The organism is Pseudomonas sp. zfem002 (assembly GCF_032621685.1).
Classification (GTDB): domain Bacteria; phylum Pseudomonadota; class Gammaproteobacteria; order Pseudomonadales; family Pseudomonadaceae; genus Aquipseudomonas; species Aquipseudomonas japonica.
In genome coordinates this window covers 349,283-370,465 of record NZ_JAVYJH010000002.1, presented here as the reverse complement: position 1 = coordinate 370,465, position 21,183 = coordinate 349,283, and the positions used below count along the sequence as shown (strand labels likewise).

23 protein-coding genes and 1 pseudogene are annotated in these 21,183 nt (G+C 64.4%); 13 read left to right on the top strand and 11 right to left on the bottom strand.

The genetic code is table 11. The features are described 5' to 3' along the window. Position 1 precedes the first annotated feature (1 nt). The 3 genes from RTI28_RS05015 (at position 2) to RTI28_RS05005 (ending at position 1,383) form a co-directional block, all read left to right on the top strand. Positions 2-475 (top strand): WbuC family cupin fold metalloprotein, encoded by a 474-nt coding sequence (locus RTI28_RS05015; RefSeq protein WP_316919409.1) that lies wholly within the window; start codon positions 2-4, stop codon positions 473-475. 78 nt (positions 476-553) lie between these two features. Then, positions 554-1,021 (top strand): hypothetical protein, encoded by a 468-nt coding sequence (locus RTI28_RS05010; protein WP_316919408.1) that lies wholly within the window; start codon positions 554-556, stop codon positions 1,019-1,021. A 71-nt stretch (positions 1,022-1,092) separates the two neighbouring features. Beyond that, positions 1,093-1,383 carry a PA4642 family protein gene (locus RTI28_RS05005; protein WP_316919407.1) on the top strand — a complete coding sequence of 97 codons (291 nt, stop codon included), beginning with the start codon at positions 1,093-1,095 and terminating at the stop codon, positions 1,381-1,383. A gap of 174 nt (positions 1,384-1,557) precedes the next feature. Here RTI28_RS05005 and mqo read toward each other — a convergent pair whose 3' ends face one another. After that, positions 1,558-3,063 carry a malate dehydrogenase (quinone) gene (gene mqo / locus RTI28_RS05000; RefSeq protein WP_316919406.1) on the bottom strand — a complete coding sequence of 502 codons (1,506 nt, stop codon included), beginning with the start codon at positions 3,061-3,063 and terminating at the stop codon, positions 1,558-1,560. A gap of 605 nt (positions 3,064-3,668) precedes the next feature. Then, complete coding sequence (locus RTI28_RS04995; protein ID WP_316919405.1) at positions 3,669-3,899, bottom strand: hypothetical protein; 231 nt, start codon at positions 3,897-3,899, stop codon at positions 3,669-3,671. Between the two features lie 174 nt (positions 3,900-4,073). On the opposite strand from RTI28_RS04995, the gene RTI28_RS04990 reads away from it, so the two are divergent. Continuing rightward, positions 4,074-4,658, top strand: a complete 585-nt coding sequence (locus tag RTI28_RS04990; RefSeq protein WP_316919404.1) for a YajG family lipoprotein — start codon at positions 4,074-4,076, stop codon at positions 4,656-4,658. A 91-nt stretch (positions 4,659-4,749) separates the two neighbouring features. Here RTI28_RS04990 and RTI28_RS04985 read toward each other — a convergent pair whose 3' ends face one another. After that, complete coding sequence (locus RTI28_RS04985) at positions 4,750-4,956, bottom strand: hypothetical protein (protein ID WP_316919403.1); 207 nt, start codon at positions 4,954-4,956, stop codon at positions 4,750-4,752. A 153-nt stretch (positions 4,957-5,109) separates the two neighbouring features. Between RTI28_RS04985 and RTI28_RS04980 the strand changes: the two genes are divergently transcribed. Next, complete coding sequence (locus tag RTI28_RS04980; protein WP_042127094.1) at positions 5,110-5,370, top strand: hypothetical protein; 261 nt, start codon at positions 5,110-5,112, stop codon at positions 5,368-5,370. Between the two features lie 101 nt (positions 5,371-5,471). Here RTI28_RS04980 and RTI28_RS04975 read toward each other — a convergent pair whose 3' ends face one another. Further along, positions 5,472-6,638 (bottom strand): 1-acyl-sn-glycerol-3-phosphate acyltransferase, encoded by a 1,167-nt coding sequence (locus tag RTI28_RS04975; RefSeq protein WP_316919402.1) that lies wholly within the window; start codon positions 6,636-6,638, stop codon positions 5,472-5,474. Positions 6,639-6,745: 107 nt separating this feature from the next. Between RTI28_RS04975 and RTI28_RS04970 the strand changes: the two genes are divergently transcribed. Genes RTI28_RS04970 through RTI28_RS04960 form a run of 3 tightly spaced genes read left to right on the top strand, consistent with a single transcriptional unit; the run spans position 6,746 to position 7,819 of the window. Next, the gene (locus RTI28_RS04970) at positions 6,746-6,928 is read left to right on the top strand and encodes a CPXCG motif-containing cysteine-rich protein (protein ID WP_316919401.1); all 183 of its coding nucleotides are present in this window, start codon (positions 6,746-6,748) and stop codon (positions 6,926-6,928) included. Further along, complete coding sequence (locus RTI28_RS04965; protein ID WP_316919400.1) at positions 6,928-7,188, top strand: putative signal transducing protein; 261 nt, start codon at positions 6,928-6,930, stop codon at positions 7,186-7,188. Before RTI28_RS04970 ends, RTI28_RS04965 begins: the two co-directional genes overlap by 1 nt. A gap of 10 nt (positions 7,189-7,198) precedes the next feature. Continuing rightward, positions 7,199-7,819, top strand: coding sequence for an SOS response-associated peptidase (locus RTI28_RS04960; protein ID WP_316919399.1), 621 nt, complete (start codon positions 7,199-7,201; stop codon positions 7,817-7,819). Positions 7,820-7,848: 29 nt separating this feature from the next. Here the strand turns inward: RTI28_RS04960 and RTI28_RS30245 are convergent, their stop codons facing one another. Continuing rightward, positions 7,849-8,592, bottom strand: coding sequence for a methyl-accepting chemotaxis protein (locus RTI28_RS30245; RefSeq protein WP_410478958.1), 744 nt, complete (start codon positions 8,590-8,592; stop codon positions 7,849-7,851). Positions 8,593-8,706: 114 nt separating this feature from the next. Beyond that, positions 8,707-8,907: pseudogene (locus RTI28_RS30240) on the bottom strand (HAMP domain-containing protein); the annotation flags it as partial. A gap of 1,241 nt (positions 8,908-10,148) precedes the next feature. Here RTI28_RS30240 and RTI28_RS04950 point away from each other — a divergent pair. Then, positions 10,149-10,967: a M48 family metallopeptidase gene (locus RTI28_RS04950; RefSeq protein WP_316919397.1), complete on the top strand. Its 819-nt coding sequence runs from the start codon at positions 10,149-10,151 to the stop codon at positions 10,965-10,967. Positions 10,968-11,123: 156 nt separating this feature from the next. Here the strand turns inward: RTI28_RS04950 and RTI28_RS04945 are convergent, their stop codons facing one another. From RTI28_RS04945 to RTI28_RS04925, 5 genes are all read right to left on the bottom strand, one after another. Next, positions 11,124-11,714, bottom strand: a complete 591-nt coding sequence (locus RTI28_RS04945) for a TMEM165/GDT1 family protein (RefSeq protein ID WP_316919616.1) — start codon at positions 11,712-11,714, stop codon at positions 11,124-11,126. A 253-nt stretch (positions 11,715-11,967) separates the two neighbouring features. Then, a complete protein-coding gene (locus tag RTI28_RS04940) occupies positions 11,968-12,966 on the bottom strand; it encodes a class I SAM-dependent methyltransferase (protein WP_316919396.1) in 999 nt (332 codons plus the stop codon). Positions 12,967-13,017: 51 nt separating this feature from the next. Then, a complete protein-coding gene (locus RTI28_RS04935; protein ID WP_316919395.1) occupies positions 13,018-13,974 on the bottom strand; it encodes a 2-hydroxyacid dehydrogenase in 957 nt (318 codons plus the stop codon). A gap of 19 nt (positions 13,975-13,993) precedes the next feature. Then, positions 13,994-14,350, bottom strand: coding sequence for a MerR family transcriptional regulator (locus RTI28_RS04930; protein WP_316919394.1), 357 nt, complete (start codon positions 14,348-14,350; stop codon positions 13,994-13,996). Positions 14,351-14,362: 12 nt separating this feature from the next. Further along, positions 14,363-14,938, bottom strand: coding sequence for an NAD(P)H-dependent oxidoreductase (locus tag RTI28_RS04925; RefSeq protein ID WP_316919393.1), 576 nt, complete (start codon positions 14,936-14,938; stop codon positions 14,363-14,365). Between the two features lie 160 nt (positions 14,939-15,098). Between RTI28_RS04925 and RTI28_RS04920 the strand changes: the two genes are divergently transcribed. From RTI28_RS04920 to RTI28_RS04905, 4 genes are all read left to right on the top strand, one after another. Beyond that, positions 15,099-15,728: a LysE family translocator gene (locus RTI28_RS04920; RefSeq protein ID WP_316919392.1), complete on the top strand. Its 630-nt coding sequence runs from the start codon at positions 15,099-15,101 to the stop codon at positions 15,726-15,728. Between the two features lie 138 nt (positions 15,729-15,866). After that, complete coding sequence (locus tag RTI28_RS04915; RefSeq protein WP_316919391.1) at positions 15,867-17,549, top strand: fatty acid--CoA ligase; 1,683 nt, start codon at positions 15,867-15,869, stop codon at positions 17,547-17,549. A 314-nt stretch (positions 17,550-17,863) separates the two neighbouring features. Beyond that, a complete protein-coding gene (locus RTI28_RS04910) occupies positions 17,864-19,744 on the top strand; it encodes a DUF1302 domain-containing protein (RefSeq protein WP_316919390.1) in 1,881 nt (626 codons plus the stop codon). 27 nt (positions 19,745-19,771) lie between these two features. Then, positions 19,772-21,136, top strand: coding sequence for a DUF1329 domain-containing protein (locus RTI28_RS04905; protein ID WP_316919615.1), 1,365 nt, complete (start codon positions 19,772-19,774; stop codon positions 21,134-21,136). The last annotated feature ends 47 nt before the right edge of the window (positions 21,137-21,183 follow it).

The following is a 21,183-nucleotide window of genomic DNA, read 5'->3' as shown; positions in this document are numbered from 1 at the left end:
CATGAGCAAGTCGTCTTACCTGGATCAGTCGCTGTTCACCGACATGGCGCAAAAGGCCGCGCAGAGCCCGCGCGGGCGCCAGCATCACAATTTCCACGAGATGGACGACCCCTGCCATCGCATGGCCGTTGGCCTGCAGCCGGAAACCTATATCCCGCCCCATCGCCATCAGGCCCTGGACAAGGCGGAAACCCTGATCGTGCTCAAGGGCACGCTGGGCCTGCTGATCTTCGACGAGGCCGGCCAGGTCATCGACAAGCGCGTGATGCAGGCCGGTGGCGATTGCCTGGGCGTCGACCTGCCGCCTGGCACCTTCCATGGCCTGGTGGTGCTGGAGCGTGACAGCGTGATGTTCGAATGCAAGGCCGGGCCGTACCGTCCGGTGGGCGAGGGCGACATGGCGACCTGGGCGCCGAAGGAAGGCGAGCCGGAAGTGGCCGCCTACCAGGCCTGGATGCGCGCGCAGTTCGATTGATCGTTCCCGGGGCCCTGGCGCGACGCTCCGGGCCCTTGCCGCATGCTAGAGTGCCAGGCCGCCTACAAGGAGCCTGTCATGCGTGCGATTCTCCCGCTTCTCCTGTTCATCAGCCTCCCCTTGGCTGCCGCGCCGATGCACAGCCAGTTCCTGCCGCCGGATGAACAGGCGGTGCGTCAGGAAAGCCCCGAAGCCCAGCAATTGCTGCAGGTCACCAGTTATTCGGTGGTGGTCGGCAACCAGCGCCAGTCCAATCAGCAGCCGCTGCCGATCACCTCGTCCCAGGTCATGCGCCTGAAGGGCAAGCCGTTGAGCCAGGGCGCGACCATCAGCCAGGTGCTGATCAGCTTCGACGGCGAGGGCAAGAGCCTGCGCAAGCCGGTCTACGACAGCGAAAGCCGCACCCTGACCCTGAACTATCCGCCGGCGCAGTACCAGGTGATCCTCGACCTGCTGCGCAACGACACCGTCTATGTGCAGTTCCTCAGCTACCCCAACGGGCATATCTGGGCCGATGTGCACACCGGAACCCTTCGCGCGCGTTGAGTGGCGGGCCCACCGGGGGGTACACTGCCGGCCCGTGGAAAATGTCCTTGATGGTTCAGTTGGAGTCGGTAATGCGTAAAGACAAGAAGCAGGTGATTGGCGACGAAATCAGCGACGACTACGTCAAATCGTTCCTCATTTTCGAGCCGGCCGATGGCCTGACCTCGCCGTCGCACCACAAGCTGATCAAGGGCTACCGCGGTTTGCGCATCGACGACTTCGAGCGCTTCGTCGGCTTCTTCGTCGCGGCCGGCTACGACCTGGACGGCAAGGACGAGCACGGCAAGACCTTCGCCGAGGTGATCGCCGACCAGCGCAATGCGCCGGATTACATCGAGATCATCGAGAAGGCGCGGGGCTGATCTATCTGCTGCGCGTTTCTCGGTAGGAGCGTGGCTTGCCCGCGAAAGGACCGCGCAGCGGTCCTCATCGGTGGCGATATCTGGGACCGCAGTGGTTCGTCACACGACAAGCCAGCTCCTGCGGAGGTCCAGCCATAAAAAAACGCCCCGAAGGGCGTTTTTTGTGGCTGCAACTCAGGCGTAGCTTGGCGCCGGACTGTTCTCGACCAGGCCCAGGGCCTCGTCGTTGAACGCCGCGACCTTGTGGTACAGGTCGGCATCGGCGGCCAGGACTTTTTCCCGCGCGGGGAAGATTTCCTTGAGCTTGGCGGCCCACTCGCCCTTGGCCTTGTCGGCGAAGCAGCGTTCGATCAGTTCCAGCATGATCGACACGGTCACCGACGCACCTGGCGAGGCGCCCAGCAGGGCGGCCAGCGAACCGTCCTGCGCGGCGACCAGTTCGGTACCGAACTGCAGGATGCCGCCTTTCTTCGGATCCTTCTTGATGATCTGCACGCGCTGGCCAGCCACTTCCAGGCGCCAGTCCTCGGCTTTCGCCTCGGGGTAGAAGCGCCGCAGGGATTCCAGGCGCTGCTCCATCGACTGCATCACTTCGCTGACCAGGTACTTGGTCAGGTCCATGTTGTCGCGGGCCACGGCCAGCATCGGGCCGATGTTGCCCATGCGCACCGACAGCGGCAGGTCGAGGAACGAACCGTGCTTGAGGAACTTGGTGGTGAAGCCGGCGTATGGCCCGAACAGCAGGGATTTCTTGCCGTCGACGACGCGGGTGTCGAGGTGCGGCACCGACATCGGCGGCGCGCCCACCGCGGCCTGGCTGTAGACCTTGGCCTGGTGCTGCTTGACGATTTCCGGGTTGTCGCAACGCAGCCACTGGCCGCTCACCGGGAAGCCGCCGAAGCCCTTGCTTTCCGGAATGCCCGACTGCTGCAGCAGCGGCAGGGCCGCGCCACCGGCGCCGAGGAAGACGAAGCGGGCGTCGACGTCACGGCTGCCGCCGCTGTTGACGTCCTTGATGCTGACGGTCCAGCCGCTGCCGTTACGGCGCAGGCCGGTGACCCTCTTGGAGTACTTGACCTGAGCGTCGGCGCTATTGCCCAGATGCTTGAGCAGCTTGTTGGTCAGTGCGCCGAAGTTGACGTCGGTGCCCTTGATCACGCGGGTCGCGGCGATCTTCTGGTCTGCCGGGCGGCCCGGCATCATCAGCGGCATCCATTCCTTCATCACCGACTGGTCTTCGGTGTATTCCATTTCGGCGAAGGCGTGATGCTGCTTGAGCAGCTCGTAGCGCTTCTTGAGGAAGGCAATGCCTTTCTCACCCTCGACGTAGCTCAGGTGCGGCACGGGGTTGATGAACGCCCGTGGCGAGCTGAACGCGCCTTTCTTGCTCAGGTAGGCCCAGAACTGCCGGGATACCTCGAACTGGGTGTTGATGTGCACCGCTTTCTTGATGTCGATGCTGCCGTCGGCAGCCTGAGGCGTGTAGTTCAGTTCACACAGCCCGGCATGGCCGGTACCCGCGTTGTTCCACGGATTGGAACTTTCCGCGGCACCCGAATCCATCAACTCGACGACTTCCAGCTTGATCGCCGGATCGAGTTCCTTGAGCAGCACGGCCAGGGTGGCACTCATGATGCCCGCCCCTACCAGTACCACATCGACTGTTTCGTTCTGCGCCATTTAACGCATCTCCAAAATCTTCAGCACCTAATTGACAGCATAGGATCCCGGTCACGCGGGATCGCCATATCCGCTACTTCACAGTTTTTCCAACGTTCACGGACACCGCCAACCGGGCTCTCGACGTTGCATATGAACGCATTCGAGGGCCGGCGCGGCAATTCGACTTATGGTCGAGGCGCCCGTCGTGCGCTGTGCACCGGCTTCAGTCATCCACCGCGGATGAAGACTGATACCGGCTGATCGGGGCTGTTCGGGACACTGATGATGCTTTTGCACATACCAGACTGTTCATGCTCGCCACACTCTCGTGAAGTTGTGAAAACCCGTTTTTTCACGCTCTTTTGGAGACGTGAACCTCAAAAAGGAGCCGTGCAGGGCAGGCTCGGCAGGTTCAGGCAGAGCGTGGGGGCCGAAAAAAAGCGGGCACACCGGCTTCGCAAGACCTGTGTGAACGGCTCTCTGTGGGCGTTTGGGGGGATGCCGATGCATGACATTGGCGGTGCTGCGGGGCCCGATCAGGAGACGTCCTTATAATCGGGGGCAGATTATAACGATGTCGCGGGCAGAAATGGCCTTTATTAATGACTTTTCTTGCTGACCGGTCAGGCAGCGAGGGCACGTTGCAGCAGATTGCCGCGGTGCTGCGGCACGACCCGGGCGCTGGCGGGCAACGGACGGTTCAGCCAGTGCAGGCCGGACTCGCTGACTTCGACCCAGCCGGCCCCGGCGGGCGGCTGCTCGCAGCACTTGAGGGCCTGGCACAGCCCCTGGCTGTCGAGGCGGGCGAAGTGGCGTTGTGGCTGGCGCTTGAAGAGGGACCAGAAGCTGGACATGGCGAGGTACCTGTTGGGATCTGGCGCAAGGATACGGGGGCGATGATGAAACCCGTATGACAGCCGGGAATCCGCCAGGTGAAAGTGCTGTCCCATGCAGGGAGAGGCCGATGACTGGCGCATGGCGCGCTGGGTATACTGGCAGCCTTTGCCGCTATTCCAGGAGAGATGAGCATGTTGCAACGTTTGTTGTTCGGTTTGATCGCTGTGACCAGCCTGACCCTGGCGGGTTGCGCCCATAGTCCGCAACAACTCAGCCCGCAACCGAAACTCACCGCCCAGCTTGCGCCCGTTGGCCATGGCCAGCCGGTGGTGGTGCGGGTGGTCGATGGACGTGGCACCCAGACCCTCGGTACCCGCGGCGGTCTGTACCCGGAAACCAGTGCCATCACCGTCACTGGCAACGATGTCCTGCCCAAGCTGCAGGCCCAGGCCGAAGCCGCGGTGCGCCTGCTCGGCTTCACCCCGACGCCGAATGCCTACAACGCACCGCAACTGACCGTGACCCTGGCCGAGCTGAAGTACCAGTCGCCCAAGGAAGGCCTGTACGTGACCGAAGCCACCATCGGCGCGACCTTCAAGGCTGACGTGAACAACGCCAACCGTCGCTACAGCGGCCGTTACGGCGCATCCCTGGACCAGCGCTTCGGCATGGCGCCGAACCAGGAAACCAACACCAAGCTGGTCAGCGACGTGCTCAGCGATGCCCTGACCCGTCTGTTCAAGGATCCGACCATCGGTCAGGTCCTGGGCGAATAAGCTTCACTGCCTCAACGAAAAGCCCGCGTCCTGTGCTCAGGACGCGGGCTTTTTGCTTTTCCGGTGGTGCACAGAAACCTGCGGCCAGGTATCAGGCCGCGTCCACGTAGAAATCGAGCACGCTGATGCCGGTCTGGCTGTCGACCTCCGGCAAATGATCGTGTGGATGGCCGCCCAGGGCGCAGTAGACCAGCCACTGGCGGTCCTGGACGTTGATGGCCAAACCGTCGATCAGCGCTTCCTGCTCCTCGCTCTGGGCTATCAGATAGAGGCGATCCTGGTTTTCGGCGTGCAGCATGACGGGCTCCGGTGCTTTGCGAGGGCGACAGAGTGGCCTGTGATGATGACCGGCGTGTGACGGCGGGCTGCCGTTGGTCATTTGGTCGTAAAGGGCGGGCGAAAGCGGTCGGCTTGGGTAGAATGCGCACGTTCCGTTTTTCGAGGTAAGGCGATGTCGCTGCAAATGCTCTGGGGGCTGTTCGCCGGCCACCCGGCCAAACTGATCAATCTGTTCGCCCTGCTGCTCACCTGCCCGGGCGGCATGCTCCTGCACAACGCACGCCGCCGCGCGTCGCGGGCGGTGGCCAGCCTGCCGGCGGGCGAGGCGGCGATCGACCTGCTGACGCAGCGGGTCAACCGCTTCTACTACAGCCTGGGTGGGGCATTCCTGGCTATGGCCCTGCTGCTGTCCTGGGTCAGTACCTGGATCTGAGGTGGGAGCGCTTCGCAGGCAAGCCAGCGCCTACAAGGGGCGTGTCTATCCCGTAGGAGCGTGGCTTGCCCGCGAAGGGCTGCAAAGCAGCCCCAAAAAGCTCAAAGGGGCAACCCGGCCTTGACCCGATACTGATTCCGCACCGGCATCGCATACTGCAACACCAGGTACGGCCGGTGCTCCGCCGGGCACGCCTCCAGCCGGCGCTGCCATTCGGCCTGGGCCTTGGCCAGCTCCTCGGCGCCGAACACCTCGCTGGCCTTTGGCACCTGCAACTGCGGATCGGCATCGGCCCACTGCGCATAGGCCAGGTAGTGCACCGGGAACAGCCGGTAGCCGCCGAGAATCTGCTTGTCGATATGCGCGGCCAGTTGCTTGGTGTCCTCGAACTGCGCGGTTACCGGCGGGGTGAAGTTGATGTGCACCCGGCCCTTGTAGCCGGTGATGCCCAGGCCGATGCTCAGGTCGTCCTCGCCCGGCGCCTTGCTGTAGCTGCCGGTGGTGGCGCGGATGTACAGCTCGCGGGCCTTGGCCTGGTCGCAGGGGTCGTATTCGTAGCTGATCGACACCGGACTCAGGTTCAGCGACTGGATCACCGCGCCAAACGGCTCGTCCTTGCGGCTCATGTGGAACATCTTGAGGATCGCCGAATCGGTGCGGTCGTCGCCGTCCTTGGCCCGGCCTTCGGCCTGGGCGATCCAGATCGAGGCGCCATCGTTGCGGATCGAGTGATTGATGTAGGCCGAGAGCAACTGATAGGCCGCCAGCTTCTCGCGCCGGCCGCTGATGGAGCGGTGCACGATGAAGCTCTTGTTCAGGCGCATCATGTCGCTGACGAACGGCTTCTGCAGCAGGTTGTCGCCGATGGCGATGCGCGGGGTCGGCAGGCCGGCGTGATAGACGGCGTAGTTGACGAAGGCCGGGTCCATGACGATGTCGCGATGGTTGGCCAGGAACAGATAGGCGGTACCCGACTTGAACTGCTCGACGCCGGTATAGGTGACGCCATCGGTGGCGCGCTCGATGGTGTGATCGACGTAGAACTCGACCTTGTCCTGCAGGGTCGCGACGCACTTCACCCCGGCGAACTCCTGGCGCAGGCGGCGGGCGATCAGCGGTTTGAGCAGCCAGCCGAAGCTCGTCGCCATCCGCGGAAAGCGGAACCGGGTAAGGATATCGAGGAATGCCGGATCGCTGAGCAGGCGTGCCAGAACGGCAGGGACCTCAGCGTCGTCATACGGTCGGATGGCATCGAATTCGCCCATCATGCTCTCTTGTTGTGAAACGGCTAGGGTAAAGGTAGGGCTGCGCCGCAAAACCGGGCTCGGGGGCGCAGGACCGGCAATTATACGCACAAGTAACAGCGGAGGCCGCGATGCTGGAAAGCGAGTTCTACGTTTGTCCCTATTGCGGTGAACGGGTCGAAACCACGGTCGACCTCTCCGGTGGCGACCAGACCTATATCGAGGACTGCGCCGTCTGTTGTCGTCCGATCGTCTTCATTCTGCAGGTGCATGGTGACGAATGGATGCTCGATGTGAAACGCGAGGACGATTGATGCGGCGCATCTACGAACCGGAAAACCTGATGGAAGCCGAGGTGCTGATCGGCATGCTCGACAACGAGGGCGTCGAGGCGCACCTGGTGGGACGCGATCTGCTCGGCGCGATCGGCGAGTTGCCGTTGCAGGGGCTGCTGGGGCTGGCCGTGGCCGATGAACAGGCCGAGTACGCACGGCAACTGATCGCCGCGTACAATGCCGCCCAGCCACTTCCTGGCGATGAGCCGGAGAGTTATCCCGGAGTTCTGATTTGCTAGGTTTCGCCTGATGTGTGGACGCTACGCTCTCTTCCGCTGGTCGCCGGCCTTTGCCGCGCTGCCCGGCTTTCCCGCTGACCAGAAGGCCCAGTGGAACATCTCGCCCGGTGCCCAGGTGCTGATCCAGCGCCTGGACGAGGGGCGCCTGACCCTGGCCCGCGCCCGCTGGGGCCTGACCCCGCCGTGGCTGACCGACCTGACCCGCACCCCGGCCCACGCCCGCGCGGAAACCCTGGCCGACCAGCCGATGTTCCGCGACGCCTTCGCCAGGCGCCGCTGCCTGCTGCCGGCCAACGGTTTCTACGAATGGCGCGGCAACGTGCGCAAGCGCCCTTACTGGCTGACGCCGGGGGAGGGTTCGTCGTTGTTCTTCGCCGCGATCTGGGAGGCTTATCCCGTGCAGGAGCAGGTCTGGCTGAGCGTGGCGGTGGTGACCCAGGCGGCGATGAACCAGCGTCGGCCGCTGATCCTCGATGCGGCGGGGCAGGCCGCCTGGCTCGATGCGGATACGCCGCCGGCCGACCTGCACGGCCTGCTGGCCAGTCCCCCCGCCGCCTTGCGCGAGCGGGTGCTGGCGAATTTCGTCAATGATCCGAAGCTGGATGCGCCGGAGTGCCTGACCCCGGCCTGACTGGGGCCGCTTTGCGGCCCCAGTCAGGGTTACACCCGGAACTGATTGATCAACCGCCGCTGCTGCTCGGCCAGCTTGGTCAGCTCGGCACTGGCAGTACTCGACTCATCGGCACCGCCCGCCACCTCATTGGCCACCTGGCCGATGTTGATCACATTGCGGTTGATGTCCTCGGCCACCGCGCTCTGCTCCTCGGCGGCGCTGGCGATCTGGGTGTTCATGTCGTTGATCACCGACACCGCGCGGGTGATGCTTTCCAGCGCATCGGCGGCCCGCGCCGCCTGCTGCACGCTGACGTCGGTCTTGCTCTGGCTGTCTTCCATGACCCGCACCACGTCGCGGGTGCCCTGCTGCAGTTGCTGGATCATCTGCTGGATTTCTTCGGTGGCCTGCTGGGTCTTCTGTGCCAGGTTGCGCACTTCGTCGGCGACCACGGCGAAGCCGCGGCCCTGTTCGCCAGCTCGGGCCGCCTCGATCGCGGCATTGAGCGCGAGCAGGTTGGTCTGCTCGGCGATGGCGCGGATCGCCACGAGGATGGCGTTGATGTTCTCGCTGTCGCGGGCCAGGTTCTGCACCACGCCCACCGCGCGGCCGATCTCGTCGGCCAGGGCGGCGATGGACTGCGAGGTGTCGCGGACGATGGACAGCCCCTGGTTGGCGGCCTGGTCGGCATTGCTCGCGGCCTGGGCGGCGTGGGTGGCATTGCGCGCCACGTCCTGGGCGGTAGCGGTCATTTCATGCACCGCGGTGGCGACCAGGTCGATTTCGGCCATCTGTTTATGCACACCCTGGTTGGTGCGGATGGCGATATCGGCGGTGTGCTCCGACGAGTCGCTGACCTTCTGCACCGAACTCACCACCTGGCTGATCATGCTCTGCAGCTTGCCGAGGAAGGTGTTGAAGCCCTTGGCGATGGAGCCCAGCTCGTCGTGGCGGTCGCTGTGCAGGCGGCGGGTCAGGTCGCCTTCGCCCTGGGCGATATCGTCGAGCATCGCCACCATCTGCCGCAGCGGCCGGGCGATGCCGTGGGCCAGCAGCCAGATCACCAGCAGGCCGCCGGCGGCGATCGCCAGGCCGACCAGGGTCATGCCGGTGATGTCGGCATGGCGCTGGTCGCTGAGGTCGTTCTGCAGTTTTTCCGCAGCGGCCATCACCACGTTCAGCGGCAGGTCCAGGAGCAGGGTCCAGCGCTGGGCGGTATCGCCGATCTGGAAGGGCAGGAACAGACGGATCTGACCGGCTTCGCGGTCGACTTCATACACCGGTGCATCGCCGGTGACCTTCTTCAGGCTGGCGGCCTCGGCGGCGGGCAGGACATCGCTGGCCTTTTCGCCGAACTTGCTTTCGTCCCGGGTGTAGGCCACCAGGCGACCGTTGTTGGCGATCAGCGCCAGCTCGCCGGCACCGTTGTAGAGCTGGTTGTCGGCGGCCTTGAGCAGGTCCTGGATGAAGTTCACCGACAGGTCGACGCCGACGATGCCCTGGAACTGGCCGTCGATGAGCACCGGTTCGACGAAGGAGGCGAGCATCACCATCTTGTCGCCCACCTTGTAGGGCGCGGGGTCGATGGTGCAGGCGCGTTTGCTTTCCTTCGAGCACAGGTAGTACTCGCTGGCGCGCACGCCGGTGGAGAGCAGGGTGTTGTTGTTCAGGTCGACCAGTTTTTCCAGGGCGAAGCTGCCATCGGTATTGCGGTACCACCAGGGCTGGAAGCGGCCAGTGGCCGGATCGATGCCCTCCACCGCAGTGCCGACGTAGCTGGCGTCGTCACGGTCCACGCCGTTCGGCTCCCAGGCGACGTAGGCGCCGAGCAGCAGCGGGTTGTCCACCAGGCTCTGCTTGAGCAGGGTGATCAGTTGCGCGCGATCGACTTTCAGCCGCGGGTTGCCGGCCTCGTCCTTCAGGCCCAGTTGCGCGTGGGTGGTGGCCACGCCACGGGCGACCAGCAGCGGTGCCTCGAGGCGGCGCAGGATCTGGCTGGCCTGGGTCTGCGCCAGGGCAGTCAGGCGCTGCTCGATGACCGTGTCGAACTGTTCCTGTGTTCGCTGCTGCACCAGTTCCTGGGTTCGTGCTCCGGAAAACACCGCGTACAGCACCAGGGCGGCGACGATACTCAACACGATGGCCCCGGCGAGGGCGGCAACGGACAACTGGATCGACTTGAACTTCATGGAGAGCTCCGAGCACAGGAAAAGGTCGCCTTACCCCCGTGATATCGGCGTGAAACCGAAAAACCATTAGCCTGTCAGAGAGAAATCTTTACTTACGGCTGTGGCGCGTTCCCCCGCGCCGTCCTAGGATACGGCCCACGTCAGACGGGAGTTTTTACATGCGTAATTTGGTTGTTGTCGGTGCTTTGGGCGCTTCGCTCCTGCTGGCAGGTTGCCAGGCGGTGAACACCACCAGCGGTGGAGCGGTCGGTGTCGAGCGCAAGCAATACATGTTCAGCATGCTGTCGACCGACCAGGTCAACCAGATGTACGCGCAGTCCTACCAGCAGACGCTGGGGGAGGCGACCAACCAGGGCGTGCTCGACAAGACCAGCGCCAATGCCCGGCGCGTCCAGGCCATCGCCGATCGCCTGATCGCCCAGGCGCCGCAGTTCCGCCCGGATTCGGCGCAGTGGCAGTGGGAAGTCAACCTGATCAAGAGCGACGAGCTCAACGCCAACTGCGGTCCTGGCGGCAAGATCATTTTCTACAGCGGCCTGATCGACAAGCTGCAGCTGACCGATGACGAGATCGCCGCGGTGATGGGCCATGAAATCGCCCACGCCCTGCGCGAGCATGGCCGTGAGGCGATGTCCAAGGCCTATGGCATCCAGATGGCCCGTTCCGGTGCCGGGGCCCTGCTGGGCCTGGGTGAAGACAGCCTGCAACTGGCCGATACCGTGGTCCAGTACAGCCTGACCCTGCCCAACAGCCGCAGCAACGAGAACGAAGCCGACCTGATCGGCCTGGAGCTGGCGGCCCGCGCCGGCTACAACCCGAACGCCGCGATCACCCTGTGGAACAAGATGGCCAAGGCCTCGGGCGGTAGCTCGCAGCCGGAATTCATGAGTACCCACCCGGCCTCGGACAGCCGGATCGCCTCGTTGCAGGCGGCGATTCCGAAGGTCATGCCGCTGTACGAGAAGGCCAGGAAGTAGCGGTCTGGCTACATCTCTCTGTAGGAGCTGGCTTGCCTGCGAAGGACCGCGCAGCGGTCCCGGTTCCCAATCTGCAGCCAGGAGGAGACCGTAGATCAGGAGCCGGGACCGCTGTGCGGTCCTTCGCAGGCAAGCCAGCTCCTACACGGATAGCATTCAAGTTCGGCCCACCCACCCACTGGCCTGCATCGCCGCATACACCGCGATGATCGCCAGCACCACGAACGCACTCGCCGCCAGGCGACGAATCAGGGTCAGCGGCAGTTTCTCGGCGGCGAAGTTGCCGGCCAGCACCACCGGTACGTTGGCGATCAGCATGCCCAGGGTGGTGCCGATGATCACCATGATCAGGTGCGGGTACTGCGCCGCCAGCATCACCGTGGCGACCTGGGTCTTGTCGCCGATCTCGGCGAGGAAGAAGGCGATCAGCGTGGTCACGAACGGCCCGAAGCGGCGCACGCTGCCGGCTTCGTCGTCATCCATCTTGTCCGGGATCAGGGTCCACGCGGCCGTGGCGAGGAAGCTCGCGGCGAGGATCCAGTGCAGCACGGTGTCGCTGAAGAAACTGCCGACCCATGCCCCCACGGCACCCGCGGCGGCATGGTTGGCCAGGGTGGCGGCGACGATGCCGGCGATGATCGGCCACGGTTTGCGGAAGCGCGCGGCGAGAATGAGGGCAAGCAGCTGTGTCTTGTCGCCGATTTCGGCGAGGGCAACGATTGCGGTGGGAACGAGCAGCGATTCCAGCATCAGGATTCCTACGGGGGCGGGTCGACACGGCTATGACACGTACAGCCTTCCCGCCCCGGGTAAGGTGTGCGTGTCATAGGTCTTGTCAAACCCTGGATCCGTCTGATGCGGACCGTGGGTCGTGCGCGCCATGGTCTGTGGACCAAGTATGTTGACGTCGCACCGGGCGAGCAGGGCGCTCGCGGGAGACTACTCCCCTAGGACGGAGCGGATTCTGCCTACACGGATTCGTTTGCGCAAGTGCCGTCTTTCAACCGCGCAGGGCCCGGTAGATCTTGAAGCCATCGGCCTGGGCACGCACTTCGCAGTTGCCCAGGGCAGCTTCGATCAGCGGTTGATAGCGCAGGAAACTGTTCGCCACCAAGCGCATTTCGCCGCCTTTTTCCAGGTGATCGGCGGATTTTTTCAGCAGGTTCTCCGACGCCTGGTAGTTGGTGTGGACACCGCTGTGGAACGGCGGGTTACTCAGAATGACGTCGAGTCCGCGAGGTGCGGAGTCGATGCCATCGGCGGCGATCACTTCGCCCTCCAGACCATTGGCGGCCAGGGTCAGGCGGCTGCTGGCCACGGCGAAGGCATCGACGTCGAGCAGGGTCACCCGGCTCTGTGGATAACGCCGCTTGACGGTGGCCCCGAGCACACCGGCGCCGCAGCCGAAATCCAGGACATGACCGCACGGCAGCCCGTCCAGATGCTCCAGCAACAGCGCGCTACCGCGGTCCAGACGGCCATGGCTGAACACCCCCGGCAGGCTGACGATGTGCAGCGGGCCATCGGCCAGCGGCAGATCGAAACGCAGCGCGAGGCTATCGAGCGACTGCGCCGCCGGCGGGTTGTCCACGCTGACCTGCCACAGCTGGCAGTGCCGCGCGCTGTCCAGCTTGCGCGGCTTGCCGAATGCATGCAGTTGCTTCGCCGCGGCCTCGATGCCGCCGCGCTTTTCCCCGACCAGATACAGTTCGCGGCCGCCCAGGCGCGAGGCCAGGGCGTTGAGCAGGTAGTTGGCCAGGTCGCGGGACTTGGGCAGGAACAGCACGGCGCCGTCGAACGCCACATCCGGAACGGCCACGCCGAAATCGCTGCGCCCGGCGAAACGGGCGTTCAGCAGCGCCTGGTCGCCGGCGTGCCAGCTCCAGCCCCGGGCCTGTGGAAAACTGCCCAGCAGGCTGTCGGCGGGTAACCCGGCGAGCAACAGCGGGCCGGTGAACAGATCAGCCTGACGAAGCAACACTTCACTGCGCGGGTCCATGGACGGCGGCTCCTGAAAAAAGGGGCGAAGTCTAGCAGAAGCCGACGCGGCTCAGCTGACCACGCGGCGTGGCGTGCCGGCGAGGAAGGCGCGGGCGTTCTCGCCGAGCTGGTCGACGATGCGCTGCCGTGCCTCCACCGCGCCCCAGGCGCTGTGCGGGGTGACGATCAGGCGCGGGATATCGCCGGCCAGCAGCGGGTTGCCGTTGACCGGCGGTTCGACGCTCAGCACATCGCTGGCCGCGCCGCCCAGATGACCGGCGCGCAAGGCGTCGGCCAGGGCCTGCTCGTCGATCAGCCCGCCACGGGCGGTATTGACGATGAAGGCGCCGGGCTTGAGCAGGGCCAGTTGCGCCGCGCCGATCATGTGGCGGGTGTTGTCGTTGAGCGGGCAGTGCAGGGTCAGGGCGTCCACTTGCGGAAGCAGCTCTTCCAGACTCAGGCGGTCTTCCCGGGGCGGACGGCCGGGCAGCTGGCCGAGCAGCACGCGCATGCCGAAGGCCTCCGCCAGGCGTGCCACCGCGCCCCCCAGTTCGCCGTGACCGAGCAGGCCGAGGGTCTTGCCCTCCAGCTCGACGATGGGGAAGTCCAGCAGGCAGAACTGTTTCGCCTCGGCCCATTTGCCGGCGGCGACCGCCTGCTGGTAGTCCGGCAGGCGGGTGGCCAGGGCCAGCAGCAGGGCCAGGGTGTGCTGGGCCACCGACGGCGTGCCGTAGCCCTGGCAGTTGCTGACCACGATGCCCTGTTCGCGGGCGGCCTGCAGGTCGACGTTGTTGGTGCCGGTGGCGGCCACGAGGATCAGCTTGAGCTCCGGGCAGGCCTTGATCGTCGTCGCATCGAGCACGACCTTGTTGCTGATCGCCACGCTGGCACCGCGCAGGCGTTCCACGATCTGCTCGGGCGCCGTCGCCGGATGCACGTCGAAGCGCGCGAAGCAGTCACGCAGACCGCCGAGGTCGAGGTCGCCGAGGTCCAGCGAACTGTGATCGAGAAAGACGGCGTGGGTCATGGCGGGGCTCCTGTGGATTTCAGAGAGGGAAACAGCGCTCGGGCATCTGCTGGAGGCTGGCATCGAACGCCTGCAGCTCGCCGAGCTGGTGTTGCAATTGGTCGATCCGCTGGCGCACCTGGGCGCTCTTCGCGGCGATGGCGGCGCGGATGCCGTCGCGGCGGGTCTGGCCGTCGGCCATTAGAGCCTGCATCTCCTTGAGGGTAAAGCCGAGCTTCTGCGCGCACTTGATCAGGACAAGCAGGTCGACGTCATGCTGCGCATACACCCGGTACTTGCCCTGGCGCCGGGGCGCAGGCAGCAGGCCGATGCTTTCGTAATGGCGAATGGTCTTGAGGGTGGTGCCGGAAAGACGGGCGGCTTCGCCGATGAACATTGCACTTCCTTGTCAGCGCAGGGCCAGGGCGCGGGTTTGCGCCAGCCAGGCCTGGCGGCGTTGCGGGGTGGAATCGAGAACCGGGCCGAACGTTAGCGTCTTTTCCGGGCGTATGCCACAGAACGCCAGGGTGGTCCGGCGCATCTGGTGCAGGCCGGGCATGGCCTGGAACCAGCGGTAGTACCAGGGCGGGGTGTCCATGGTCACCAGCAGGTGGGCGTGGCGGCCGGCCAGGAGTTTTTCCGGGAACGGCGAGCCGGACCTGTAGCGGAAGGCGAAGCCCGGTTGCAGGACACGGTCGAGGAAGCCTTTGAGCAGGGCCGGCGCGCCGCCCCACCAGATGGGGAAGACCAGGACCAGGCGTTCGGCCCAGGTGATGGCCTGCCGGGCTTCGAGCAGGGCGGGTTCAAGGGGCTGTGGCAGGCGGTAGCCGTCGCGCAGGACCGGGTCGAAGTCGAGGCTGCCGAGGGTGATGAGGCGCACGTCGTGGCCAGCGTGGATGGCGGTATCGCGGTAATGCCGGGCCAGGGCGGCGCAGAAACTGTCGCTGGAGGGGTGGCCGAGGAGGATCAGGATGCGTTTGCTCATGGTGGGTTCCTGCTGGAAAGCCGGGCAGGGTGGGGGATGACCCATGGGGGAGAGTCAAGGGTTTGCGGTGTTGCTCAGGGCCTTACCTCCACAAGTCCTGTTGTAACAAGGTGTTAATGGGTAAGGTATTCACCCCATTCGTTACCAGGAGCCGCCATTCGTGTACTGGGCAGAATTTCTCACCGTAGCCTTGATCCACCTGCTCGCCGTGGCCAGCCCCGGCCCGGACTTCGCCGTGGTGGTGCGGGAAAGTGTTACCCATGGCCGTCGCGCCGGGACCTGGACTGCCTTCGGCGTCGGCACCGCGATCTTCCTGCATGTCGGCTATTCGCTGCTGGGGATCGGCCTGATCGTGTCGCAGTCGATCATGCTGTTCAACGTGCTGAAATGGGCCGCCGCCGCCTACCTGATCTACATCGGCTTCAAGGCCTTGCGCGCCCGGCCCGCGGTAGCGGGGGCCGAGTCGATCCAGGTGTCGAGCGTCGAACGCACGCCGCGCGCGGCCTTCGTCGCCGGGTTCATGACCAACGGCCTCAACCCCAAGGCCACGCTGTTCTTCCTCTCGCTGTTCACCGTGGTCATCGACCCGCATACCCCGCGTCTGGTCCAGGCCGGCTACGGCGTCTACCTGGCCATGGCCACCGGCCTGTGGTTCTGCCTGGTGGCGATGCTGTTCAGCCAGGTCCGGGTGCGCGCCGCGTTCGCCCGCATGGGCCACTGGTTCGACCGCACCATGGGCGCGGTGCTGATCGCCCTCGGGGTGAAGATCGCCTTCAGCGAAATCCGCTGAACAGAGGCGCCCAGCGGCGTGACCGTTCGGTCGAAACACGGTCAAATCATTCCTTTGGCTGATTTGACCGCCGCCGCCCCGTTCTAGAGTAGAGACAGCTTTGTCCATGCCCCGTGCAACTCCAGAAAAGGGATTCCCATGTTGCAGACTCGCGTCATCGCCCCCACCGAGGGTGCGTATCAGTTCCCGTTGCTGATCAAGCGCCTGCTGATGTCCGGCAGCCGCTACGAGAAAACCCGCGAGATCGTCTATCGCGACCAGTTGCGCTACAGCTACCTGACCCTCAACGAGCGCATCGCGCGGCTGGCCAACGTACTGACCGAGGCCGGGGTCAAGGCGGGCGACACCGTGGCGGTGATGGACTGGGACAGCCATCGCTACCTGGAATGCATGTTCGCCATCCCGATGATCGGTGCCGTGGCCCACACCATCAACGTGCGCCTGTCGCCGGAGCAGATCCTCTACACCATGAACCACGCCGACGACCGCGTCGTGCTGGTCAACAGCGATTTCGTCGGCCTCTACCAGGGCATCGCCGGGCAGTTGACCACGGTAGAGAAGACCCTGCTGCTCACCGACGGCCCGGAGAAAACCGCCGAACTGCCCAACCTGGTCGGCGAATACGAGCAACTGCTGGCCGCCGCCAGCCCGCATTACGACTTCCCCGACTTCGACGAGAACTCCGTCGCCACCACCTTCTACACCACCGGTACCACCGGCAACCCCAAGGGCGTGTACTTCACCCACCGCCAGCTGGTGCTGCACACCCTGGGCGTGGCCACTGTTACCGGTAGCATCGACAGCGTGCGGCTGCTCGGCACCGACGACGTGTACATGCCGATCACCCCGATGTTCCACGTCCACGCCTGGGGCATCCCCTACGTGGCCACCATGCTCGGGCTCAAGCAGGTCTATCCCGGGCGTTACGAGCCGGACATGCTGGTCCGCCTGTGGCGCGAGGAGAAGGTCAGTTTCTCCCATTGCGTGCCGACCATCCTGCAGATGCTGCTCAACTGCAAGAACGCCCAGGACCAGGATTTCGGCGGCTGGAAGATCATTATCGGCGGCAGCGCGCTGAACCGCGCCCTGTACGAAGCGGCCAAGGCCCGCGGGATCCAGCTCACCGCCGCCTATGGCATGTCGGAAACCTGCCCGCTGATCTCCTGCGCCCACCTCAACGATGAGCTGCTCGCCGGCAGCGAGGACGAGCGCATCACCTACCGGATCAAGGCCGGGGTGCCGGTGCCGCTGGTGGAGGCGGCGATCGTCGATGGCAATGGCACGTTCCTGCCGGCCGATGGCGAGTCCCAGGGCGAACTGGTGCTGCGCGCGCCCTGGCTGACCATGGGTTACTTCCGCGAGCCGGAGAAGAGCGAGGAGCTCTGGGACGGCGGCTGGCTGCACACCGGCGACGTGGCGACCCTCGACGCCATGGGCGTGATCGACATCCGCGACCGCATCAAGGACGTGATCAAGACCGGCGGCGAGTGGATTTCCTCACTGGACCTGGAAGACCTCATCAGCCGCCATGCCGCGGTGCGCGAAGTGGCCGTGGTCGGCGTCCCCGATCCGCAGTGGGGTGAACGCCCGTTCGCCCTGCTGGTGGTGCGCGAAGGCGCGAGCATCGACGCGCGGGAACTCAAGGAACACCTCAAGCCGTTCGTCGAGCTGGGACACATCAACAAGTGGGCAATTCCCAGCCAGATCGCCCTTGTTACCGAAATTCCCAAGACCAGCGTCGGCAAGCTCGACAAGAAGCGCATCCGCGTCGACATCAGCCACTGGCAGGCCAGCAACAGCGCATTCCTTTCCACCCTGTAAGCCACGCCGGCTCGCGCCCTGACCGGTGCGAGCCGCGTTCCAGAGGCTTCGCCGCCTTGTGAAATGAAAAATATGAGCCATCCTTGCCCGGCCAGTCTTCGTGTCGCCCGCGATGGCGCTGCCATGGGCGAGGGTGATGTGCAAATCACACTTTAGAGGGATCAAGCACTACTACCTGCTGGCTATAGTCGGGTCAGGGGATTTTGAGGAACGGGGAATGCGCAAGCAGCGCACCGACATGCGGCCTGGTGTCCATCGGCTCGTTTCTTTGAAGGACTCACTGCCATAAAAATAAAGTACATGGAGTAGCGTCGATGACATCAGTAAATCTGTTCTGGCGCCGGGCGAAACTGCCCCTGGCCGTCAGCCTCGCTTCTACGCTTGCAAGTCCTGCATTCGCGGTCAGTTTCAACATCGGGGAGATCGAGGGGAGCTTCGACTCGTCGCTGTCGGTCGGTGCCAGCTGGTCCACGCAGAGCCCGAACAAGAACCTGATCGGGGTGAACAACGGCGGTCGCGGCCTGTCGCAGACCTCCGATGATGGTCACCTGAACTTCAAGCGCGGTGAAACCTTCTCGAAGATTTTCAAGGGTATCCATGACCTCGAACTGAAGTACGGCGACACCGGCGTCTTCGTTCGCGGCAAGTACTGGTACGACTTCGAGCTGAAGGACGAAGGCCGCGAGTACAAGGACATCAGCGACTCCAATCGCAAGGAAGGCGCCCAGTCTTCCGGCGGACAGATTCTCGACGCATTCGTCTACCACAACTACTCCATCGCCGATCAGCCAGGCTCCGTGCGCCTGGGCAAGCAGGTGGTGAGTTGGGGTGAAAGTACCTTCATCGGTGGCGGCATCAACAGCATCAACCCGATCGACGTGGCCGCGTTCCGTCGTCCGGGGGCCGAGATCAAGGAAGGCCTGATCCCGGTCAACATGTTCTATTTCTCGCAGAGCCTGACCGACAACCTGTCGGCCGAAGCTTTCTACCAGCTGGAATGGGACCAGACCGTAGTGGATAACTGCGGGACCTTCTTCTCCCAGCCGGACGTGATCGCCGATGGTTGCACCGACAACCTTCGCGTGCTCTCCAGCAGTCGCGCACTGCCCGCGGCAAACCTGGCAGCGCTGCGCGCCCGCGGCATCGATATCAACGCAGAAGGGGTAAAAGTCGCCCGTGGACCGGACCGCGATGCGCGCGACAGCGGACAGTTCGGCGTAGCGCTGCGCTACATGTACGAGCCGCTGAATACCGAGTTCGGTCTGTACGCCATGAACTATCACAGCCGCGCGCCGATCTTCAGCGCCACCGGTGCTCCACGGGCGGCCTACACCGTGGCGGCAGCTTCGGGAGCGGCCGCGCCGATCATCGTCGCGGGCAGTTCGAAGTACTTCGTTGAATACCCCGAGGACATTCGCCTCTATGGTCTGAGCTTCTCTACCACGCTGCCCACTGGCACCGCCTGGAGCGGGGAAATCAGCTATCGGCCGAATGCGCCGGTGCAACTGAACACCACCGACATTCTCTATGCCGGGGTTACGGCACTGCCGCCAGCCTTCGGTCTGAGCAATGCGTCCTTGCTCAAGGGGCAGCCGGGCCAGGATCTGCACGGCTATCGCCGCAAGGAAATCACCCAACTGCAGACCACCTTCACCCATTTCTTCGATCAGGTCATGGGCGCCAGTCGCCTGACCCTCGTCGGTGAAGTCGGCATGACAGTGGTTGGCGGCCTGGAAAGCACCGACAAGGTTCGCTATGGCCGTGACCCGGTGTTCGGCCCTGGCCCTCTGGCGCCTACCGGTGGTCGCAACACCTGCATGGTGCTCAACACCAGCACCATCGCTGGCGCCGCCAACGGTGCTTCCAATGCCAACCTCAGCCGCAACTGCGAAGACGACGGCTACACCACCCGCACCTCCTGGGGCTACCGCGCCCGCGCCATCTGGGACTACCCGGACGTGTTCGCCGGTGTGAACCTCAAGCCGAGCGTGGCCTGGTCGCATGACGTCGACGGCTATTCGCCTGGCCCTGGCGGCAACTTCGAGGAAGGTCGCAAGGCCGTCAGCCTCGGTCTCGATTTCGACTACCTCAACACCTACACCGCCGGCCTGTCGTACACCAACTTCTTCGACGGCAAGTACAGCACCGTGGATGACCGCGACTTCGTCGCCCTCAGCTTCGGCGTGAACTTCTAAGCATTTTTCAGGAAGAAGCACATGACCATGAAAAGCACCAAGACCTTTCTGAAAGCCGGCGTATTGGGTCTGTCCCTGCTGGCGAGCAGCGTGATGGCGGCGGTTTCCGCCGACGAAGCAGCCAAGCTGGGCACCACCCTGACCCCGATGGGCGCGGAAAAGGCCGGTAACGCCGACGGCTCCATCGGCCCGTGGGAGCCGCTGTCGAAGACCGCCGGCACCGCCGATGCCCGCGGCTTCCTGTCCGACCCTTATGCCAGCGACAAGCCGCTGTTCACCATCACCGCGCAGAACGTCGATCAGTACAAGGACAAGCTGTCCCCAGGCCAACTGGCGATGTTCAAGCGCTACCCGGAAACCTTCAAGATTCCGGTGTACAAGACCCACCGCGGCGCCACCGTGCCGGACAACGTCTTCGCTGCGATCAAGCAGAACGCCACCCAGACCACCCTGGTCGAAGGCGGCAACGGCCTGAACAACTTCCAGGTCTCGGTACCGTTCCCGATTCCAAAGAGTGGCGTCGAGGTGATCTGGAACCACATCACCCGCTACCGCGGCGGCAGCGTGACCCGCCTGGTGACCCAGGCCACGCCGCAGCAGAACGGCAGCTACAGCCTGGTGTACTTCCAGGACCAGTTCGTCTTCCGCGACCAGATGAAGGACTTCAACCCGCAGGATCCGGGCAACGTGCTGTTCTACTTCAAGCAGGAAGTGACCGCGCCGGCGCGCCTGGCCGGTACCGTGCTGCTGGTGCACGAGACCCTCGACCAGGTCAAGGAACCGCGCAAGGCGTGGATCTACAACGCCGGTCAGCGTCGTGTGCGTCAGGCGCCGCAGGTGTCCTACGACGGTCCGGGTACCGCTGCCGATGGCCTGCGTACCTCCGACAACCTCGACATGTACAACGGTGCGCCGGATCGCTACGACTGGAAGCTGGAAGGCAAGAAGGAGCTGTACATCGCCTCCAACAGCTACAAGCTGGACTCGCCGACCCTGAAGTACGCCGACATCATCAAGCCCGGCCATATCAACCAGGACCTCGCCCGTTACGAGCTGCGCCGCGTCTGGCACGTGGTGGCGACCCTGAAGCCAGGCCAGCGCCACATCTACGCCAAGCGTGACTTCTACATCGACGAGGACACCTGGCAAGCCGCGGTGATCGACCAGTACGACGGTCGCGGCCAGCTGTGGCGGGTATCCGAGGCCCACTCCCAGAACTACTACAACGTCCAGGTGCCGTGGTACACCCTGGAAGCCATCTATGACCTGCAATCCGGCCGTTACCTGGCCCTGGGCATGAAGAACGAGGAGAAACGCTCCTACGACTTCGGCTTCACCGCCTCCAAGTCCGAGTTCCAGCCGGCAGCCCTGCGTCAGTCGGGTGTGCGTTAACGTTTGAGCGACTCCGTGTGATCCCCCAGAACGCCCCGGCTTGCCGG